General features: G+C 53.1%; 18 protein-coding genes. 4 read left to right on the top strand and 14 right to left on the bottom strand.

All coding sequences use genetic code 11. The features are described 5' to 3' along the window. Window positions 1–23: 23 nt before the first annotated feature. From AACU55_RS02360 to AACU55_RS02335, 6 genes are all read right to left on the bottom strand, one after another. Window positions 24–1,478, bottom strand: a complete 1,455-nt coding sequence (locus tag AACU55_RS02360; RefSeq protein ID WP_134706580.1) for an allantoin transporter — start codon at window positions 1,476–1,478, stop codon at window positions 24–26. 75 nt (window positions 1,479–1,553) lie between these two features. After that, on the bottom strand, window positions 1,554–2,432 hold the full coding sequence (glxR, locus tag AACU55_RS02355; protein ID WP_013573642.1) for a 2-hydroxy-3-oxopropionate reductase: 879 nt from the start codon (window positions 2,430–2,432) through the stop codon (window positions 1,554–1,556). 91 nt (window positions 2,433–2,523) lie between these two features. Beyond that, window positions 2,524–3,300, bottom strand: coding sequence for a hydroxypyruvate isomerase (gene hyi / locus AACU55_RS02350; protein WP_134706579.1), 777 nt, complete (start codon window positions 3,298–3,300; stop codon window positions 2,524–2,526). Between the two features lie 15 nt (window positions 3,301–3,315). Next, window positions 3,316–5,097: a glyoxylate carboligase gene (gene gcl / locus AACU55_RS02345; protein WP_013573640.1), complete on the bottom strand. Its 1,782-nt coding sequence runs from the start codon at window positions 5,095–5,097 to the stop codon at window positions 3,316–3,318. A 114-nt stretch (window positions 5,098–5,211) separates the two neighbouring features. Next, window positions 5,212–6,021 (bottom strand): HTH-type transcriptional repressor AllR, encoded by an 810-nt coding sequence (gene allR / locus AACU55_RS02340; RefSeq protein ID WP_013573639.1) that lies wholly within the window; start codon window positions 6,019–6,021, stop codon window positions 5,212–5,214. An 86-nt stretch (window positions 6,022–6,107) separates the two neighbouring features. Then, a complete protein-coding gene (locus AACU55_RS02335) occupies window positions 6,108–6,614 on the bottom strand; it encodes an ureidoglycolate lyase (RefSeq protein WP_037033635.1) in 507 nt (168 codons plus the stop codon). Window positions 6,615–6,828: 214 nt separating this feature from the next. On the opposite strand from AACU55_RS02335, the gene allS reads away from it, so the two are divergent. After that, the gene (gene allS, locus AACU55_RS02330; protein WP_037033636.1) at window positions 6,829–7,743 is read left to right on the top strand and encodes an HTH-type transcriptional activator AllS; all 915 of its coding nucleotides are present in this window, start codon (window positions 6,829–6,831) and stop codon (window positions 7,741–7,743) included. Between the two features lie 135 nt (window positions 7,744–7,878). Beyond that, a complete protein-coding gene (locus tag AACU55_RS02325) occupies window positions 7,879–8,748 on the top strand; it encodes a phosphoribulokinase (protein WP_013573636.1) in 870 nt (289 codons plus the stop codon). A 3-nt stretch (window positions 8,749–8,751) separates the two neighbouring features. Here AACU55_RS02325 and AACU55_RS02320 read toward each other — a convergent pair whose 3' ends face one another. Then, a complete protein-coding gene (locus AACU55_RS02320) occupies window positions 8,752–9,159 on the bottom strand; it encodes an OsmC family protein (RefSeq protein WP_013573635.1) in 408 nt (135 codons plus the stop codon). A gap of 362 nt (window positions 9,160–9,521) precedes the next feature. Here AACU55_RS02320 and crp point away from each other — a divergent pair, with 362 nt between their 5' ends. Then, a complete protein-coding gene (gene crp, locus AACU55_RS02315; protein WP_013573634.1) occupies window positions 9,522–10,154 on the top strand; it encodes a cAMP-activated global transcriptional regulator CRP in 633 nt (210 codons plus the stop codon). Between the two features lie 61 nt (window positions 10,155–10,215). Continuing rightward, entirely contained in the window at window positions 10,216–12,291 is a 2,076-nt protein-coding gene (locus AACU55_RS02310) for a YccS/YhfK family putative transporter (RefSeq protein WP_013573633.1), read from the top strand. A gap of 697 nt (window positions 12,292–12,988) precedes the next feature. On the opposite strand, the gene argD is transcribed toward AACU55_RS02310, so the two are convergent. The 7 genes from argD to ppiA all read right to left on the bottom strand — a co-directional run bounded on the left by argD (window position 12,989) and on the right by ppiA (window position 19,522). After that, window positions 12,989–14,206, bottom strand: a complete 1,218-nt coding sequence (gene argD, locus AACU55_RS02305) for a bifunctional acetylornithine/succinyldiaminopimelate transaminase (protein ID WP_013573632.1) — start codon at window positions 14,204–14,206, stop codon at window positions 12,989–12,991. Between the two features lie 123 nt (window positions 14,207–14,329). After that, on the bottom strand, window positions 14,330–14,905 hold the full coding sequence (locus AACU55_RS02300) for an aminodeoxychorismate synthase component II (protein ID WP_013573631.1): 576 nt from the start codon (window positions 14,903–14,905) through the stop codon (window positions 14,330–14,332). A gap of 76 nt (window positions 14,906–14,981) precedes the next feature. Then, on the bottom strand, window positions 14,982–15,584 hold the full coding sequence (locus AACU55_RS02295; RefSeq protein ID WP_134706578.1) for a putative adenosine monophosphate-protein transferase Fic: 603 nt from the start codon (window positions 15,582–15,584) through the stop codon (window positions 14,982–14,984). Then, a complete protein-coding gene (locus AACU55_RS02290; protein WP_013573629.1) occupies window positions 15,574–15,744 on the bottom strand; it encodes a YhfG family protein in 171 nt (56 codons plus the stop codon). Before AACU55_RS02290 ends, AACU55_RS02295 begins: the two co-directional genes overlap by 11 nt. A 97-nt stretch (window positions 15,745–15,841) precedes the next feature. Beyond that, window positions 15,842–17,047, bottom strand: coding sequence for an aldose 1-epimerase family protein (locus tag AACU55_RS02285; RefSeq protein ID WP_013573628.1), 1,206 nt, complete (start codon window positions 17,045–17,047; stop codon window positions 15,842–15,844). A 243-nt stretch (window positions 17,048–17,290) separates the two neighbouring features. Next, entirely contained in the window at window positions 17,291–18,814 is a 1,524-nt protein-coding gene (locus AACU55_RS02280; RefSeq protein WP_037033645.1) for a helicase HerA-like C-terminal domain-containing protein, read from the bottom strand. Between the two features lie 141 nt (window positions 18,815–18,955). After that, complete coding sequence (gene ppiA / locus AACU55_RS02275; protein WP_013573626.1) at window positions 18,956–19,522, bottom strand: peptidylprolyl isomerase A; 567 nt, start codon at window positions 19,520–19,522, stop codon at window positions 18,956–18,958. Window positions 19,523–19,525 lie beyond the last annotated feature (3 nt).

The raw sequence follows: 19,525 nt of genomic DNA, 5'->3' as shown, positions 1-19,525 counted from the left end.
TTATTTCATGCCGGTTTACCGGCTCACACATTTTGCGGCTGAAGTGACGGTTCCCTTTTCATAAAAACGGAATACAAAACGAAAGCCACAATGACACCCACAAACCAGGAAACCCGCGATAAAGGTTCCAGCACAGGAATAAACTTTCCGCCCAGTGAAAGGACGACGGCAATTAATGTCACGGCGAATGCCACGGTATTAAATCCGCGATCGTAATAGTTATAATTTCCCGGTGCGGTATACAGCGTATCCAGATCCAGCTCACTGCGTACCACAATAAAATAGTGCGCCATCATCACGCCAATGACCGGCCCTAACATCCCGCCGATAATATCGAGGAACAGATAAATACTTTCCTGATTCTCCATCAGTTTCCACGGGCAAATCACCACGCTTATCAGGCTGGCAATCAGCACACCTTTTTTATAGGTCAGCTTTTTCGGTGCGATAGCGGCAATCTGGAAACCGGCCGGGATAATGTTACCGGTGGCGTTGGTCGAAATGGTGGTCATCAGGATCACTAACACAGCAAACACCGAGGCGAACAGGCTGTCCCATTTCTGTACGATATCCAGCACGTTCCAGGTATCAACGCCGTAGTGAATGCTTGCCCCAGCCAGAATACAGACGCTGGCAACGGCAAACAGCACGTACGCCACGATAAGACCCAGCGTTTGTCCCCACGCCTGCTGTTTAAAACTGCTGGCATTCTGGGTAAAGTCCGAAGCACTCACCGCCGGTGCCGCCCACACCGCGACCACGGCATTGATCACCACCAGAAACAGGAACAGCGGATTACCCGATTGCTCGGCATTGGCGGGCACATAGTTAAGGATATTTTCCAGCCCGGCCAGCGAGATAGCCCAAACCGCCATGCCACCGAAAACAACATAAATGCACGGATTAAGGATGGCGGTGAATTTATTCAGCACCCCGCCGCCGCTAAAACCGATCATCACGTTGATTGCCCAGAAAATCATAAAGGCGATCAGCCCCGGCATGGAAATACCCAGCAGATTGAAATCACCGCCGAGGGTCAGGAACTCCGGCCAGATTTTGCCAATCAGGATCAGGAAGGCCAGTGAACCGGCATAGCATTGCAAACCGAACCACATAATCGCCGCGATACAGCCTCTGAGAATGCCGGGAAATAATGCGCCGCGGATACCGTAAGAACCGCGCAGGATCATCGCAAAAGGTACGCCGTATTTCGAACCTGCCGCCCCGTTTAATACCATCACCGCCGCAATAAACAGCGCGCTGATAATAATCGCCATCATCACGCTAAACGTAGACAACCCGAGAATAAGAAATCCGCCGACCGCAATATAATTCGGCACGTTGTGTACCGAACCCATCCACAGCGTAAAATAATTAAATCCTTTCCAGTTTCTTTTTTCTTTTAATTTTGGCAGAAGATCGTTGCTGTATCCTCTTTCACGATAACGTTCTTGCTGAGTGCATTCTGATTCATTCATCCTTAATTCCTCATAATACGTTAGGGACGTGCTTGTGGATTAAAAAAGGCTGACATTGATGCCAGCCTGATTTAATTAACCGATTTTGTGATTCGACATCATTTCCAGCGACTGAATTAATGACGAATGATCTAACTGCGATCCGCCGTTTGCTGCACAGACATTGAATAACTCCTGACAGGTCGCCGTATTAGGCAGGCTGATTGATAAGGCTTTGGCACTTTGCAGCGCCAGGTTGAGATCTTTCTGGTGCAGCGCGACTTTAAAGCCCGGCGCAAAAGTACGCTTGATCATGCGCTCACCGTGCACTTCCAGAATGCGCGAGGAGGCGAATCCGCCCATCAAAGCCTGACGAACACGGGCAGGATCGGCACCGGCGCGGGAAGCAAACAACAGCGCTTCCGAGACAGCTTCAATATTCAGCGCCACAATGATCTGGTTCGCCACTTTGCAGGTTTGCCCGGCTCCGCAATCGCCCACCAGCGTGATGTTCTTACCCATCAGCTCAAACAGCGGTTTGATATCGTTGAAGACTGATTCCTTACCGCCCACCATGATGGTCAGCGTGCCCTGCTGCGCGCCAATTTCACCGCCGGAAACCGGCGCATCCAGATATTCACCCCCCAGTTGCTGCACACGCTGCGCAAACGTTTTGGTTTCAATCGGTGAGATGGAACTCATATCGACAATGGTTTTGCCTTTCAGCGGCACGCTGGCGCAGCCGTTGTCACCAAACAGCACCGTTGCCACGTCTGGCGTATCCGGCACCATGATAATAATGACGTCGGCGTGAACGGTGACTTCTGCCGGTGTCGCACAGGCTTTGGCACCGGCATCGGTCAGTGAAGCAGGCACGTTGCCGAGTGTGGAGAAATGCAGACTGTGCCCGGCATCCACCAGATGTTGCGCCATCGGTGCGCCCATAATTCCTAAGCCGATAAATCCAATTTTCATGCTAATTCCCTTTCAATGTGACTGAAATTTGGCGTACAGAAATCCCTCACCGCGAGGGTGAATAATGTCTGTTTCTCGCGTTTTATAACGATTAGCGGTAGGCGTTAAGCCAGCCTAATCCTTCTTCCGTGCGCGCCCGTGGCTTATATTCACAACCGACCCAACCGTCGTAATCCGAGTTTTTAATCAGGTTGAAAATAAAGTCGTAATTAATTTCACCGGTACCCGGTTCATTACGGTTCGGGTTATCCGCCACCTGCAAATGACCGATTTTGTCCGCATGGCGGATCAGGGTATTCGCCAGTTCCCCTTCCATCCGCTGCATATGGTAAATGTCGTACTGGATAAACAGGTTGTCACAGCCGACGCGTTCAATAAGATCCAGCGCCTGTTGCGTACCGGTCAGATAAAATCCCGGCATATCAAAGTGATTGATCGGCTCAATCAGCAGCATCAGCCCCTCTTTCGCCAGCGCCTGTGCGGCATAGTGCAGATTTTCCACCACCAAAGGCGTCACGCTGACGGCATCCGAACCCGCCGGAGTTTTGCCAATCAGACAGTTAATTTTGCGGTTGCCGAGTGCTTTGGCGTAAGCGATGGCCTGTGCTACGCCTTCGCGAAACTCCGCTTCACGCCCCGGCAGGCAGGCAATACCGCGCTCGCCCGCCGCCCAGTCGCCCGCGGGCAGATTGTGCAGCGTATGTTGCAGCTTATTTTGCGCCAGTAACGCCTTCAGGGTGTCAGCCGGATAGTCGTAAGGGAACATAAACTCCACCGCCGTAAACCCACTGTCAGCCGCCGCTTTAAAGCGCTGAAGGAAATCTACCTCCAGAAACAGCATGGATAAATTCGCAGAGAACTTGAGCATTTTCAGCCTCCTGGCTTATTCATATTTCATGAAGCTGACGTGCGTCGGTGCGTCATCCGCATTATCGGCAACCGGTTCAAACTCATTCACACTGTCAATTTCGCCGCCCATGGAAATATTGGTGACGCGTTCCAGCATGATTTCCACCACCACCGGCACCTGATGTTTTTTCATCAGACGTTTAGCTTCTGTAAACGCCGGGGCGATATCTTCCGGCTTGAAGACGCGTATCGCTTTACATCCCAACCCTTCCACCACTTTCACGTGATCGACGCCGTAACCTTTCACGTCTTCAGAGTTGATATTTTCGAACGCCAGTTGGACGCAGTAATCCATATCAAAGGCGCGCTGCGACTGGCGGATCAGGCCGAGATAAGCGTTGTTCACCAGGACGTGGATGTAAGGAATGTTGAATTGCGCACCGACCGCCAGCTCTTCGATCATGAACTGGAAATCGTAATCGCCTGAAATCCCGACCACCTGACGTTCCGGCGCAGCAATGCAGACGCCGAGTGCCGCAGGAATGGTCCAGCCCAGCGGGCCCGCCTGGCCGCAGTTGATCCAGTGGCGCGGCTCAAACACGTGCAGCATCTGCGCCGCCGCAATTTGCGACAGGCCGATCGTGGTTACGTAATTCACATTGCGGCCAAAGGCTTTGCTCATTTCTTCATAGACGCGTTGCGGTTTGACCGGCACATCGTTGAAGTGGGTTTTGCGCAGCATGGTGCGTTTGCGTTCTTCACATTCCTGGATCCAGCTTTCACGACATGGCAGTTTGCCGGCTTTTCTCTGCTCTTCCGCCACTTCTATCAGCAGTTTCAGGGCTTCTCCGGCGTCAGACACAATGCCTAAATCAGGACAAAGTACACGGCCGATTTGTGTCGGTTCGATATCAACGTGGATGATTTTGCGGCCTGCGGTGTATTTCTCTACCGAGCCGGTATGACGGTTGGCAAAACGGTTACCGATGCCAAATACCAGATCCGACGCCAGCAGTGAGGCGTTACCGTAGCGGTGCGCGGTCTGCAATCCGACCATGCCAGCCATCAGGCGGTGATCGTCCGGGATCACGCCCCAGCCCATCAGCGTCGGGATCACCGGCACTTGGGTTATTTCAGCAAAGCGCTGCAACAGCGCGGCGGCATCAGCGTTAATCACACCGCCACCGGCCACAATCAGCGGACGTTCACAGGCGTTGAGCATTTCCATCGCTTTGACGGCCTGAGCAACGGTGGCGGCAGGCTTGTAAGCGGGCAGCGATTCATAAGTTTCCGGATCGAATTCGATTTCGGCGGTCTGCACGTCATACGGCAGATCGACCAGTACCGGACCGGGGCGACCGGAGCGCATCAGATGAAACGCCTGTTGCAGGACACGCGGCACCAGCGCAGGTTCCAGCACGGTCACCGCCATTTTGCTCACCGGCCCGGCAATCGCCTGAATATCCACCGCCTGAAAATCCTCTTTATGCAGACGGGCGCGCGGTGCCTGACCGGTAATGCACAGGATCGGAATGGAATCCGCCGAGGCGGAATACAGCGCGGTGATCATGTCGGTACCCGCCGGGCCAGACGTCCCCAGGCACACGCCGATGTTCCCGGCTTTCGCACGGGTATAACCTTCGGCCATATGCGATGCACCTTCCACATGACGGGCTAACACATGACGGATTTTTCCATGCAGGCGCATGGCGTTATAAAACGGGTTAATCGCTGCGCCCGGTACACCAAACGCGGTGGTGATCCCTTCTTTTTCCAACACATACATTGCTGCCTGTGCAGCTGTCATACGAGCCATAGCTAAATCCTCAGGTAATTCCGCTTTGCATAAAATAACGGAAAAAGTTTCCAACTTTAATTTGACTGAAAAAAATCCCGCTCACGACAGAGCGGGGATCGCAGGACGAACCGGTTAGTGGCGCTGGCCCAGGGCCAGACTGATGTCACGCGCGGTATCCCGCACCAGTTCGCCTAAATCGGTAAAACGCTCCGTCGTTAAGCGGGAGCTGGGGCCGGAGATCGAAATCGCCGCCACCGCATTGTTATTGCTGTCAAAAATCGCCGAGGCCAGGCAGTTCAGCCCTGTCACATGCTCTTCGCTGTCCTGTGCAAAACCCTGCTGACGCGCGTGTTGCAGATCCTTTTTCAACGCATTCAGATTATCCAGCGTGTGCGTCGTAAAGTTCTTCAACCCCGCCTGCATCATCAGGCTCATCAGCGCCTCGTCATCCAGCGAATACAGCAACGCTTTCCCGGCACCGGAGGCATGCAGCGGCAGACGGCTGCCAAGCGGCGCGCACATCCGCACCATCGACTGGCATTCCCGCTGGCCGATCAGTACCGCTTCGAAACCGTTGCGGATCGCCAGATTGGCCGTTTCGCCCGACAACAACATCAGGCGCTGCATATAAGGCGCGGCGACTGACAATACATCCCGGTTATGGATATAAGACGATCCGACCGTAAACGCCTGTAAGCCAATGTGCCACCAGCTCAGTTGCGCATCCTGATAAACAAAATCGGCCTCTTCCAGCACTTTCAGCAGTCGAAAGGTGGTGGAAAGGGGCAGCGACAAATTCTCTGCAATGTTGCTGACAGAAGAACTGCCGCCGGACTGCGCCAGATAATTCAACACCGCAATGCCGCGTTCTAAGGCCTGAGCGCCCTTTTGCGAACCAGAACCAGGCTGGCTAGGACGCCCCCGTTTTTTTACTTCGGCCATCTCACATTTCTCCAGCATCAGGCGCTGAGCGCCCGCGTTTCGCTTGTTTTCAGATGCTTGTATCTTATGCAAGATGCTTTATAGCGTCACGACTTTAATCCCGCCGCAACGGGTAAAATAAGCTGATAGCCCTGAGGTAACTGACTGATATCACAGTTGTCTGCGCCGCCACGATCGACGGTGAGAAAATTCGTCACCGTCTCAAACGCAAACAGCGGATGGTGCCAGACATTCCGGTGATAATTCACGCCCTGCAGGCCGTTGGTGATAAAGGCTTTCAGCGTGGAGATGTCCGGCGTCTCGCCCCCTGCCGCAACAATCACGATAAAGCGCTCGCCCTGCATCGGCACAAACGCCTGTGAACCGAGCGGGTGTTTTTCGAGTTGCGTCACCACAATGGGCAACGGTGCTGGCTGGGCGCGGTTGATGCTGACCAGCGGACGATCCTGCCCGAGGATCTCCACGTTGGTCAGATCGTGGTACCGCTCAACCTTGCCGTCGTTGATATGAAAAAAATCGCGACCTGTCGTCTCAATCACATCACCGTAAGCCGCGAAGGCCGCCTGGGTCAGCGGGTAAACCGGAAGTTCCATGGCATTCATCCCTGCATTTAAAATAAAACCGGTGAGATAAGCCCGCCAGATTGGCGGATTTATCCTCAATGCAATTACTGTAGAAACTTTTTCCAACTTGCTCAATCGAAATATGGAAAAAGATTCCATAAAATTGATGAAGTCCACAATTCTCATCCGGTTAAATCTATAAAATCTTTTTCATTCAATGCATTAACATTACTTCGGGTGACCTATGCTGGATGAGGAGTCGATTAAAACCTTTATGCACGTCGCACAAACAGGCAGCTTTTCCCGCGCGGCAGAGATGCTGCATAAAACGCCTGCGACCATCAGCTATCGAATTAAGATGCTGGAAGACAGTGCCGGGACGTTATTGCTCAACCGCACGACCCGCACGGTGTCGCTGACGCCCGCCGGACAGCATCTGCTTGAACGATGTCGCCAGTGGCTAACCTGGCTGGAGGGTGTACCGGCAGAACTGCAGCAGATTAACGACGGCATTGAGCGCCAGCTGAATGTGGTGGTGAACAATCTGATGTACTGCCCTGAAGCTCTGGCAGCGTTATTAAGCTCTCTGACGCAGCGCTACCCGTTCACGCAGTTCACTTTCACACGGCAGATTTACATGGGGGTATGGGATACGCTGCTGTACGAAGATTTTCAGCTGGCGATTGGCGTGACCGGCACCGAATCCCTTTCTAACGCCGTGAATCTGCTGCCGCTGGGTGAAGTGGACTGGGTTTTTGTTCATGCGCCCTTTCATCCGCTGCAGCACATCACTGGTGTGCTGGAAGAAGCGGTATTGCGTCAGTACATTGCCATCAATGTGGAAGACACCTCGCGCCATCTGAACAAGCGGGTGGCCTGGTTGCTGACCGGGCAACGGCAGATCATCGTGGCAGATGTGGCGACTAAACTGGCCTGTCACCTGAAGGGAATGGGTATCGGTTTTCTGCCGCGCCATCTGTGCCAGCCATATCTCGACAGCGGCGAGCTGATCGCCCGGCAAATCCGCTATCCGCGCGCCCCTTCCCCGCTCAGTCTGGCGTGGAAAAAGGAGTACACAGGCAAGGCGCTGCATGACATTGTTTCTCTGTTCCACCAGAAAGACCCGCTGATCCAACCGTTGCTGGCGGGTTTAGAATAGTGAAGCCCTCTTTGGCTTCGCGAATAAATATGGTAACAATAGGCTTAATTATGCGCAGCCTTGACGCCAGATCTTCGACCACAGAAAAGACCGCGTCTCGCCTGCCTGCATCACCTTTATGGAGAACAGCGCATTATGTCAGCCAAACATCCTGTTATTGCCGTGACCGGTTCGAGCGGTGCAGGCACCACGACCACCAGCGTGGCATTTCGTAAAATATTTCAGCAGCTTGGTTTGCGTGCGGCGGAACTGGAAGGCGACAGTTTTCATCATTTCACCCGTCCTGAAATGGATGCGGCAATACGCAAGGCGCGCGATCTGGGACGTCATATCAGCTACTTCGGGCCGGAAGCCAACGACTTTGGTTTGCTGGAAAAAAGCTTTATCGAATACGGTAAAACCGGCACTGGCCGTTCACGTAAGTATCTGCATACTTATGACGAAGCCGTTCCCTACAATCAGGTGCCGGGTACCTTTACGCCGTGGCAGGCGTTGCCGGAACCGACGGATATTTTGTTTTACGAAGGGTTACACGGTGGTGTGGTGGCGGACAAAATTGACGTTGCCGCGCAGGTCGACCTGCTGGTCGGCGTAGTGCCTATCGTCAACCTCGAATGGATCCAGAAACTGGTGCGCGATACCGGCGAGCGCGGGCATTCCCGTGAAGCGGTGATGGATTCCGTCGTGCGTTCGATGGATGACTATATCAATTACATTACCCCGCAGTTTTCCCGCACGCACATCAATTTCCAGCGGGTACCCACCATCGACACCTCGAACCCGTTTGCCGCCAAAGCCATTCCGTCACTGGATGAAAGCTTTGTGGTGATTCATTTTCAGGGACTGGATGACATCGATTTCCCGTATCTGCTGGCCATGCTGCAAGGGTCGTTTATCTCGCACATCAAAACACTGGTGGTGCCGGGCGGCAAAATGGGGCTGGCGATGGAGCTGATCATGGCGCCGCTGGTGCAGCGCCTGATGGAAGGCAAGAAGATCGAGTAAACTTTATTCGGCTGCAATCACTTCAAAGCTGTGGGTGATTGTGGCCGCTTTCCCCAGCATCAGAGACACAGAACAGTATTTTTCGGCAGACAGGCTGACTGCGCGTTCAACAATCTTATCGGTCAGATCCTTACCGGTGACGATAAAATGCAGATTGATGTGAGTGAACAGACGCGGCGCTTCTTCGCGGCGTTGTGAGGTCAGCTTCACTTCACAATCACGCACGTCATTACGACCTTTTTGCAAAATTGACACCACGTCGATTGCACTACACCCCCCTGCGGACATCAGTAACATTTCCATCGGGCTTGGGGCTTTATCACCCGCGTTTCCATCCATTGAAATCTGATGACCCGATGCAGACTCACCTAAAAATGTCAGTCCTTCAACCCATTTGACACGTGCATGCATGAACTATTCTCCCGGTGAATAAACTTGTCGAAATCTGCTCTCAGAGTACCCTTTCACCTAAAATCTGGCAACGTAACCCGATCGCCATCATGCTGAAGCGAGACAACAGAAGACAGCATCTCAAACCTGTGCTACAAACAAAGCCGAAACATACTTTCCAGTAAATTGCGGTGACGGTTTTTGCGGTTTAAGTACAGAACCCACGGTGATGACAGCAATAAACAGGCTGTTGCACTCCGACATCCGCTTGCAGCATTTCTGGAGAGTTATATGCTGAAAGGGCGCTTTGGATTTGAAGTGCCGTACAGGGAACTCTGAGCCCTGTGATTTTGGGCAGCGATAACAACAGAGGATAATAGCAAATGGTTCTCGGCAAGCCACAAACAGACCCGACTCTTGAATGGTTCCTGTCTCACTGTCATATACATAAGTATCCTTCTAAAAGTACGCTGATTCACCAGGGTGAAAAAGCCGAAACGCTTTACTACATCGTGAAAGGGTCAGTTGCTGTCCTGATTAAAGATGAAGAAGGCAAGGAAATGATACTGTCCTACCTTAACCAAGGTGACTTCATCGGTGAGCTGGGACTCTTCGAAGAAGGTCAGGAACGCAGTGCCTGGGTACGTGCTAAAACTGCCTGTGAAGTGGCTGAAATTTCATATAAAAAATTCCGCCAGCTGATTCAGGTTAACCCGGATATTCTGATGCGTCTCTCCGCGCAGATGGCCAACCGTCTGCAAGTGACGTCAGAGAAAGTCGGCAACCTTGCCTTCCTTGACGTTACCGGTCGCATCGCTCAAACCTTGCTCAATCTGGCTAAACAGCCTGATGCAATGACCCATCCGGACGGGATGCAAATCAAGATCACCCGCCAGGAAATTGGCCAAATCGTCGGTTGTTCACGTGAAACAGTCGGACGCATTCTCAAAATGCTGGAAGATCAGAGCCTGATCTCCGCACACGGTAAAACGATTGTCGTTTACGGCACACGTTAATCCCTCAAAAATTGGCGCGGCAAAACACTGTCGCGCCTTTTTTATGGGCTAAGCTTTACCCATGACGCTATGGCGAAGACTGTTTTACCATCCTGAAGTGAACTACGCGCTGCGCCAGACGCTGGTGTTGTGCTTACCTGTTGGCATTTGCTGGCTGTTTGGCAATTTGCAAATGGGCCTGCTGTTTTCCCTCTGCCCGGCCTGTTGTAACATCGCCGGTCTGGATACCCCGCATAAACGCTTTTTCAAACGCCTGCTCGTCGGCGGTTCACTCTTTGCCGTGAGCAGCCTTCTGCTGCAACTGATGCTCGAAAGCTGGCATATACCGCTGCCGCTGATCATGCTGTCGCTGGCGTTACTGCTGGGCGTCACCGGTGAAATCAGCCCGCTGCATGCGCGCCTGTTGCCCGGTGCGCTGGTGGCGACTATCTTCACGCTGAGTATGGTGGGTGTGCGCCCGATGTGGCAGGCCCCGGTGTTGTTCGCCGCTGGCACAGCCTGGTACGGATTGTTTAACTGGGCGTGGTTTCGTATTTCGGAAGAACAGCCGATGCGCGAAACGCTCAGCCAGCTCTATCTGCAACTCGCGGATTATTTCGAAGCCAAGTACAGCCTGCTGACGCAACACACCGATCCCGAAACTGCGTTACCCCCACTGCTAACCCGCCAGCAGCAGGTTATCGACCTGATTGCCCTGCTTTATCAGCAATTACACATGTTGCCCCAGCACGGACATCATCATCACCATAAACGGCTGTTTCAGCGTTTTCAGGTGGCGCTCGATTTGCAGGAGCACATTACAGTGAGCCTGCATCAGCCGGAAGAAGTGCAGAAACTGGTGGAGGAAAGCCATGCCGAAGCGGTTATCCGCCGAAATGCGCAGGTGATTTCCACCCGTCTTCGGGTGATTGCCGACGATATTCTTTATCATCGTTTATCCGGGCGCTTTACGATGGCCAATGAGCTGACCGCGCTGGAGAAAATCGCCGCGCGTAACCCGGACAATCCGGTAGGTCAGTTTTGTTATTACCATTTCAGCCGCATTGCCCGTCTGTTACGCACACAGCGGCCGTTGTACAAACGTGACCTGATGAACACCCAGCCGCGTTTGCCCTTCTGGCCCGCGCTGAAAAGCTATCTTTCCTTCAAATCCGTGGCACTGCGTAATGCCGCACGTTTGGGCATTATTCTGGCGATTGGCAGCAGTCTGGGTCTGTTCTTCAATTTGCCCAAACCCTACTGGATCTTGCTGACTATCATGTTGGTCAGCCAGAACGGTTATAACGCCACGCGGGTGAGGATCCAGCACCGTGCACTCGGTACGCTGGCCGGATTGCTGATTGCCTCAGGCTTGCTCAAACTGGAACTGCCGGAAGGCACCACGCTGCTGTGCATGTTGCTGATCACCCTGTTGTCCTATACCGTTCTGCGCAAAAACTACGGACTGGCGATGGTCGGCATGACGGTGACTGCAGTGTATACCCTGCAATTGCTGGCGATGAACGGCGTGCATTTTCTGGTACCACGACTGGTGGATACCCTGATCGGCTGCGCGCTGGCCTTTGGTGGCACTATCTGGCTGTGGCCGCAATGGCAAAGCGGTTTGCTGCGCCAGAATGCACACCAGGCGCTGGAAATCTATCAGGACGCTATCCGCCTGCTGCTTGAGGAAAGCCCCGACACCGCCAAACTGGCGTACACCCGTATGCAGGTCAATCAGGCGCACAATAAGCTGTTCACTTCGCTAAATCAGGCGATGCAGGAGCCGGGTTTTAACTCACATTATCTGGCGGATATGCGTTTGTGGGTGACGCACAGTCAGTTTGTGGTTGAGCATATCAACGCGATGACGATCCTCGCCCGCGAGCATTACATGCTGCCGGAAAAACTGGCGACGGAGTATTTACAGACCTGCGAAATCGCGCTGCAAAGCTGTCAGCAACGACTGCTCTACGACGGGCCGGGCAGCGAGAACAACCTGTTTAATGCGCCGGAACTTCACCCGGATATGCCACTGACCGAAATGGAACGCCATCTGCGGCGCGTAATTTCACATCTCAGCGTGATGCATACCATCTCGTCACTGGCGTGGAAGCAGAGGCCGCATCATGGGATCTGGCTGACGCGGCGGGCGTGAAGGGGGATGCCCCTTTCAAATCCCCGTTTTACTGGCTTGCAGCCAGACTGCTTTTTGAAATTGCGAATATCTCGGTTTCTCAAGTACGGATGCCGTGTACTGGCGTTCTTTTAAACGGATTGAGAAAGTTTCGGTTTCTCAATTGCCGTGTTCGCTTAACTCACCGCGCCGAAACCGACCAAAGGAGGAAAGTGCTTTTCCTCCTTTGGATTCCTCCTCGCTTTTTCAACACGCGCTCCGCTTGCTGGCTATGTTTCAGCAACCGCGGTGACAGGCTTGAAATCTTGCCGCGTTGCGGTTCCCTCTCTCGGTCCTGAAGCCCTGGGTCTTCAGGCCGCTCCGTTCGGCAAGATTTCTGAATCGCCCGCAGGATTCTAAATTCAAAGCAGAATGGTTTTATCTTTTAGAAATGTCGATTGGCGTGCTCAAAAATGGCACCGAATGAACGGTTCGAGACCTATGGCTCGAAGCCTGAAATTCGGGAATCGCGCAGCGATGACATTTTGCGCCACACACTAATGAGCCAGAACATGTCCACCGTGCCCGCGACAGCGCGCAGTGAAAAAGCGAAGGGAGATCCAAGAGGGAAAAAGCACTTTTCCCTCTTGGTCGGTTTCGGCGCGAGAGGCCATGTGATAAATGTTAGTGAGAAACCGAAATTGTCTCGATCAAGCGTTTAAAGACGGGGCCGTGGGGCTCACCCCCCACAAACTTTCCCCACTGCTTTCTCAAACCTTTCCATCCCCTCTTCAATATCCGCGAAGTCGATCACAAGCGATGGCGCAAACCGCATGACATTCGGTCCGGCGACCAGCATCATCAACCCGAATTCTGCTGCAGCGGCATGGAATTCTCCGGCGCGGTTTTTATACGCATCAGAAAGCTCGGCGCCGATCAGCAACCCCTGACCGCGGAACTCGCTGAAGATGTGATATTTCTGGTTGATGGCCTCCAGCGCGCTGATGAATTTCTCGCGGCGCTCGTTGATCCCGGCCAGCACGTCTGGCGTATTGATGATATCCAGCGCGGCTTCAGCGACGGCGCAGGCCAGCGGGTTACCGCCGTAGGTGGTGCCATGTTTGCCCGGTTCCATCACCGAGGCCACGTCTTCGGTTGCCAGCATGGCGGAAACCGGGAAACCGCCGCCGAGCGCTTTGGCAGTGGTCAGGATGTCCGGCGTCACGCCGTAATGCATGTAGCTGAACAACTTGCCGCTGCGCCCCATGCCGCTTTGTACTTCATCCAGCACCAGCAGCGCCTGATGTTTGTCACAAAGCTCGCGCAGACCTTGCAGAAACGCTTTGGTCGCAGGTGTGACACCGCCCTCCCCTTGCACAGGCTCGACAACAATGGCGCAGGTGTGGTCGTCGATCACCGCTTTTACGGCATCCAGATCATTGAACGGCACGTGCACAATATCAGCGGGTTTCGGGCCGAAGCCGTCGGAGTATTTCGGCTGGCCACCCACGGAAACCGTGAACAGCGTGCGACCGTGGAAGGCATTATGGAAAGCGATGATCTTACTTTTGTACGGGCTGTGACGGTGCGAGGCGTAATAGCGCGCCAGTTTAAAGGCCGCTTCGTTGGCTTCAGCGCCGGAGTTGGCGAAGAATACGCGGTCGGCAAAGGTGGCGTCGATCAGCTTCTGCGCCAGTCGAAGGGCGGGTTCATTGGTAAATACGTTACTGACATGCCACAGGGTTTCGCCCTGCTCGTGCAACGCTTTCACCAGTGCCGGATGGCAATGTCCAAGCGCCGTCACAGCGATACCCCCGGCGAAATCAACGTACTCGTTCCCTTGCTGATCCCACACGCGACTGCCTTTACCTTTCACGGGAATGAATTTCGCAGGTGAATAAACCGGCAAAATAACTTTATCGAATGTGCCCCGATCTACCGATGATTTTTCCGCCATTACCCTTCTCCCTCACGACCATTGATATGAAAATATAATCACAAAATATGCATAAAAAATCACACACAGGCAAACAGAAATCGCATCTGATGGGTAAGTAATTTTTTCAGCAATATTAACTGATTAGATTTTAAGGAAATTATCCAAAAGCTGATGCCCCTGCTCGCTCAAAATGCTTTCAGGATGGAACTGAACGCCATGCAGCGGCAAGGTTTTGTGCATGATGCCCATAATGTCGTCACGACCACCATCCCGTTCTGTCCATGCAGTAACCTCGAAACAATCGGGCAGCGTCTGTGGCGCGACCACCAGCGAATGGTAGCGCGTCACGGTCAGCGGATTATTCAGCCCGGTAAAGACACTCCTGCCGGTATGGCGGACAGGGGATGTTTTGCCGTGAATGGCCTGCCGGGCGCGGACGATGCTCGCGCCGAACGCCTGCGCCATCGCCTGATGCCCGAGGCACACGCCAAGTATCGGTAAACGGTCGGAGAAATGGGCAATCGCTTGCAGGGAAATGCCAGCCTGATCAGGCGTACACGGGCCGGGAGAAATCACCAGATGTGAGGGGGAAAGCTGTTCAATGTCGGTGAGCGTCAGCTGATCATTACGCATCACTTTCACCTCTGCACCTAGCTCGCAAAAATATTGATAGAGGTTGTAGGTGAAGGAATCGTAGTTGTCGATCAGCAGCAGCATAGTGTACCCGGTAAAAGTCGGAAAATTTACCGGGCAATTCTACGCATTTTTCAGCTCGGGCTCAGTATTTTGTCGATCAATGTTCTTCCGGGATTTCACTGACAACAGTATTAAAAATTGCCACCAGCCCGGATTCATCACCAAACACCGCCGTTTTATTGGCCGCCAGCCAGCGCTCACGATCCACTTTGGACCAGTCAATATCGTAGCCAGCATGAATGACCAGTTGCTCGATGAAGATCCGCAGCGCACGTCCGTTACCTTCGCGGAACGGATGCAGCAGATTCAGGCCGGTGTAATAGTGAGCCAGACGCTCACCGAGATTATCCAGGGGTAACCCGACCAGAAACTCTTCTTCTTCAAGCTCCTGCATCAGCGCGTTGCCCTCTTTTTCGATGTATTCGAAATGGCAAAACTGAGTGTCATCCTTGTAGATATCGATTTCACGGAACTCGCCTGCCCAGGCGTAAATATCCTGGAACAAAGACAGATGCACCGCACACAGATGCGGCAGTCCCATCACCGCAGGCCCAAGCGGCATCGCTGACGCGCGCAGGGCAGTAAATGCGAGTTCGGCCTGCAACAGACGATGTTCTTCACGGATTTCCTGCCGGTTTTTCAGCACATTGATGCCGGTATAATAGTAAGGGTCGGCACCGGGCACGAGTTTATCGTTCATAGTGCTTCCTCAGTTCGGTGAGACGTTGTGAAATTTGTTCGTTGTCTAACGTGATAACCTCAACCTGCAAACCATCCAGCGCGCTACTGGCCTGAAAGTTCTGCCGCTGACGTTCGCGAAAAAGTTTTTCCTGCTGCCTGAGTGTCAGTTTCTTCGCCATTATTTCCTCCCCGGGTACAGCCATTCGGGCACATACCTTGTGGAGTTAAGTATAGACAGAGAAAAAAGGGCGCCAGCTTCAGCGCCCTAAACTCGGATTATTCAACAGCGATAGGGGTTTCGTTCACGTCTGTTTTATGATCTGCCTGAAGCGTTTTCACGCGATCCTCAAGCTGTTTCACCGCCTGCGCATCCGGCAGAAGTGAATATTTCAGTTCAAACACCGTGCTCTGGCCGGGTTGCAGTTGTTTCACGCGGCCTTGTTTACGTTCGATAGTGACCGGATACGCATAGTTGGTGCCCGGTTCAATACCCGTAACATAACCCTGCTTCAGAGTGTCGGTGTTTTTCCACAGCGTCAGCAGCGGCAACTGATGGGTATCGAATTCAATCGATGCTCCTTTGTTGCCCGCTTTGTTCACTACGCCAGCAATGGTTTTACCCTGTGCATCCGCCAGCGGAACCATGTTAAAGACCATCTCGTCGAAGCCTTTGGTTGGCCCGGCGTAAGTCTGCCAGTCTGCTAAACCTTTTTTGGCGTAATCATTGAACGGAGAAATTGATTTCAGCGGCGCAATGAAACGGGCGCCCTGCTCAAGGATCGGCTGACCGAAATTACTGTGATAAATAATCTGGTAGTCGTGTGGATAATCCGACTGGTTAGTCAGGGTGTCGTGGATGGTCCACGAATGGCTACCCGGCACGTAACGCAGCTCAGTCCAGGTTTCCAGCTTGGCTTTCTTAAAGGTGTCTTCTTTCAGCAAGCCGCGCACCGTGATTTCATAAGGGGCTTTATCGGCAATATCAACCACCACTTTCGAGGCTGGTGTATTGCCCGCCCGACCGTGCAGCGTGTAAATCATGCCGTCAGCAGTAACAGGATGTCCGGTCCATTCAAAGCCGCAACGCACCATCATTTCGTTGAAACCTTCCAGCCAGCCCACGCCGTTACGGCTTTCAAGGTTGATATAGGCCGGATTCACCACCTCCTGAACCGGAGAATCCCAACCTAAGCGGATGTTATCGCCGGTCACGTGCAGTAAATCCATCCCGCGCGTCGGGCTCAGTGCAATCGTCAGCCCTTTGCTGGTAATAGTAATGACTTTTGACCCTTCCTGTTTGCCACCGTGAAGCACTTTTTGTTCGATGCTGAAATCCGCGCCCGCGATGTTCAGCTTTTTGTTGTCAGTCTTCCAGTTTCCCAGTTCTGTACCGGCTTCAGCATCCGTCAGCACGATGGTTTGTGCAGTGGCCTGCCACGAAAAAAGCCCCAGAACGATCCCGGTAACGAGTAATTTTTTCACAATAACCCCTTTTTGCTGAATTGATTTAGCCCAAAAGCAATTCAGCCTACAAAGTCCGGCAGGCGAAAAACGTGACAGCCTTCAAGTTGGGCGGTTTTTATGCTAAATGACAGGCAGTAACGTGCCAGACCTCGCAAAAAATCGTAATTTCAGAGAGAAATTGCAAATGAAACTGAGATATCAGGCAGGAAGAGACGCGCATAAGCTGATGCGTTTCAGCTCATGCGCGTTAGCAGAAGGATGTTACTTTTTACGGCCTCCCATAATGGAACCGAGAACCCCACGCAGGATCTGACGTCCTAAATCACGCGCCATGCTTTTTGCCGCAACCTGTACCACACCGTCACGTTTACCCCCCCGTGGTCCGGTGCTGCCGAACAATATTTCATTCAGTCCACCCATCAGCCCACCGCCGGAAGGGGTTTGCGCCGCCGGTTTGGCCGGGCCTGTGGATTGCGGCGTGTTGATCGTGCCGAAACCTTGTGCGGTGATTTTTTCGTAGGCAGATTCACGGTCTATGCTGTCTTCATAGCGACCATACAGAGGCGACTGGTTGATCGCTTTGTTACGTTCGTCGTCGCCAGTCATGCCCATTTTCGATTCCGGCGCTATCACCATCGCCCGCTCAACGATTTCAGGACGCCCCTTTTCATCCAGAAATGACACCAGCGCCTCGCCAACGCCCAGTTCAGTGATCGCCGTTTCAGCGTCGAAAGCCGGATTCGCGCGCAGTGTTTGCGCCGCCGCTTTGACCGCTTTCTGATCACGCGGCGTAAAGGCGCGTAAGGCATGCTGTACGCGGTTACCGAGCTGTCCGAGCACGCTGTCAGGAATATCCAGCGGGTTTTGCGTCACGAAGTAAATTCCCACGCCTTTGGAGCGGATCAGCCGCACGACCTGTTCAATTTTTGTCAGCAGCGCCTGCGGGGCGTCATTGAACAGCAGATGAGCTTCGTCAAAGAAGAACACCAGTTTGGGCTGCTCAGGGTCACCGACTTCCGGCAGATGCTCAAACAGTTCAGCCAGCAGCCACAGCAGGAAAACGGAGTAGAGTTTAGGCTGATTAATCAGCTTATCCGCGGCCAGCAGGTTGATAATACCGTGGCCTTTCTTGTCGGTTTTCATCAGGTCATTAATATCCAGCATCGGCTCACCGAAGAACTGATTTGCGCCCTGACCTTCCAGCGTCAGCAAGCCTCGCTGAATGGCGCCGATGGAAGCGGAAGAAATATTGCCGTACTGCGTCTGGAACTGTTTAGCGTTATCACCGGTAAACTGCACCATGGCACGCAAATCTTTCATATCGAGCAGCAACAAGCCGTTGTCGTCGGCAATCTTAAACACCAGTTGCAGCACGCCGCTTTGCACGTCATTAAGATCGAGCAATCGCGCCAGCAGCAGCGGCCCGAGGTCAGAAATCGTCGCGCGGATCGGATGGCCTTTTTCACCAAAGATATCCCACGGGATAATACTGCATGCCTGCGGCTGCCAGTCCGTCACGCCAATATCATTCAACCGCGCGGCGAGTTTTTCCGACGCCACACCTTCAGCACCAATACCGGATAAATCCCCTTTCACATCGGCCAGAAAAACCGGAATACCGATACGGGAAAACTGCTCGGCCATTCGTTGCAGCGTGACGGTTTTACCGGTACCGGTCGCGCCGGTAATCAGTCCATGTCGGTTCGCCAGCGCAGGAAGGATCACCAGATCCTGTACCGGTTTACCTTCATTCATGGCTTTGGCAATCAGACGGGCTTCACTCATTTCATTGTCCTTGAAAGTGGGAGGCGGGGAGCTTTCTATAAAACTATAAGTCTCATCAAAGGAGCGTCAATAAATAGGCAACAAAAAGCCCCCGGAACCGGAGGCTTAGAAAAACAGTATTCTGGAGGAAGGGCTGAAAAATTAAGGCAGCACTTTCGCAGACAGGATCACAATCGGCGTCGTCGGCACGTTCTGGTAAGGCCCGACATTATCCGTTTTGACCTGAGACATTTTGTCTACCACATCCATCCCTTTAATGACTTTACCGAATACGGCATAGCCGAAATCACGCTGACCGTGATCGAGGAAGGCGTTATCTGCCACGTTGATGAAGAACTGGCTGGTCGCGCTGTCTTTATCGGCAGTACGCGCCATGGCGATGGTGCCGCGCAGGTTACGCAGGCCATTGTCCGCTTCGTTCTTGATCGGCTCTTTGGGCGCTTTTTGCTGCATGTCAGCCGTAAAACCGCCACCCTGCACCATGAAGCCCGGGATCACGCGATGGAAAATGGTGTTGTTGTAATAGCCGCTCTGAGCGTAATCAACGAAATTCTTCACAGAAACCGGTGCCTTCGCACTGTCGAGTTCCAATTCGATATTCCCTGCTGAAGTGGTCAGCATGACATGGGTTTGGGCGGCCGCAAGAACAGGCTCCATTGCAGTCAGGGATAGCAGCGCAGTCAGGGCCACTAAAGTACGTTTAAACATGAC

The sequence above is a fragment of the Rahnella sp. CJA17(1/100) genome (genome assembly GCF_963881615.1).
Lineage (GTDB): Bacteria > Pseudomonadota > Gammaproteobacteria > Enterobacterales > Enterobacteriaceae > Rahnella > Rahnella aceris.
The sequence above is the reverse complement of the archived record's forward strand: the minus strand, read 5'-3'. Positions and strand labels throughout refer to the sequence as shown.

Bases quoted from the DNA above. Each gene is read 5' to 3' on its own strand.
- AACU55_RS02360 (WP_134706580.1), bottom strand. From the start codon at position 1,478: ATGAATGAATCAGAATGCACTCAGCAAGAACGTTATCGTGAAAGAGGA.
- AACU55_RS02325 (WP_013573636.1), top strand. From the start codon at position 7,879: ATGTCAGCCAAACATCCTGTTATTGCCGTGACCGGTTCGAGCGGTGCA.
- allS (WP_037033636.1), top strand. From the start codon at position 6,829: ATGCTGGATGAGGAGTCGATTAAAACCTTTATGCACGTCGCACAAACA.
- hyi (WP_134706579.1), bottom strand. From the start codon at position 3,300: ATGCTCAAGTTCTCTGCGAATTTATCCATGCTGTTTCTGGAGGTAGAT.
- crp (WP_013573634.1), top strand. From the start codon at position 9,522: ATGGTTCTCGGCAAGCCACAAACAGACCCGACTCTTGAATGGTTCCTG.
- allR (WP_013573639.1), bottom strand. From the start codon at position 6,021: ATGGCCGAAGTAAAAAAACGGGGGCGTCCTAGCCAGCCTGGTTCTGGT.
- ppiA (WP_013573626.1), bottom strand. From the start codon at position 19,522: ATGTTTAAACGTACTTTAGTGGCCCTGACTGCGCTGCTATCCCTGACT.
- AACU55_RS02310 (WP_013573633.1), top strand. From the start codon at position 10,216: ATGACGCTATGGCGAAGACTGTTTTACCATCCTGAAGTGAACTACGCG.
- AACU55_RS02295 (WP_134706578.1), bottom strand. From the start codon at position 15,584: ATGAACGATAAACTCGTGCCCGGTGCCGACCCTTACTATTATACCGGC.
- AACU55_RS02320 (WP_013573635.1), bottom strand. From the start codon at position 9,159: ATGCATGCACGTGTCAAATGGGTTGAAGGACTGACATTTTTAGGTGAG.
- AACU55_RS02300 (WP_013573631.1), bottom strand. From the start codon at position 14,905: ATGCTGCTGCTGATCGACAACTACGATTCCTTCACCTACAACCTCTAT.
- AACU55_RS02280 (WP_037033645.1), bottom strand. From the start codon at position 18,814: ATGAGTGAAGCCCGTCTGATTGCCAAAGCCATGAATGAAGGTAAACCG.
- argD (WP_013573632.1), bottom strand. From the start codon at position 14,206: ATGGCGGAAAAATCATCGGTAGATCGGGGCACATTCGATAAAGTTATT.
- AACU55_RS02335 (WP_037033635.1), bottom strand. From the start codon at position 6,614: ATGGAACTTCCGGTTTACCCGCTGACCCAGGCGGCCTTCGCGGCTTAC.
- AACU55_RS02290 (WP_013573629.1), bottom strand. From the start codon at position 15,744: ATGGCGAAGAAACTGACACTCAGGCAGCAGGAAAAACTTTTTCGCGAA.
- gcl (WP_013573640.1), bottom strand. From the start codon at position 5,097: ATGGCTCGTATGACAGCTGCACAGGCAGCAATGTATGTGTTGGAAAAA.
- glxR (WP_013573642.1), bottom strand. From the start codon at position 2,432: ATGAAAATTGGATTTATCGGCTTAGGAATTATGGGCGCACCGATGGCG.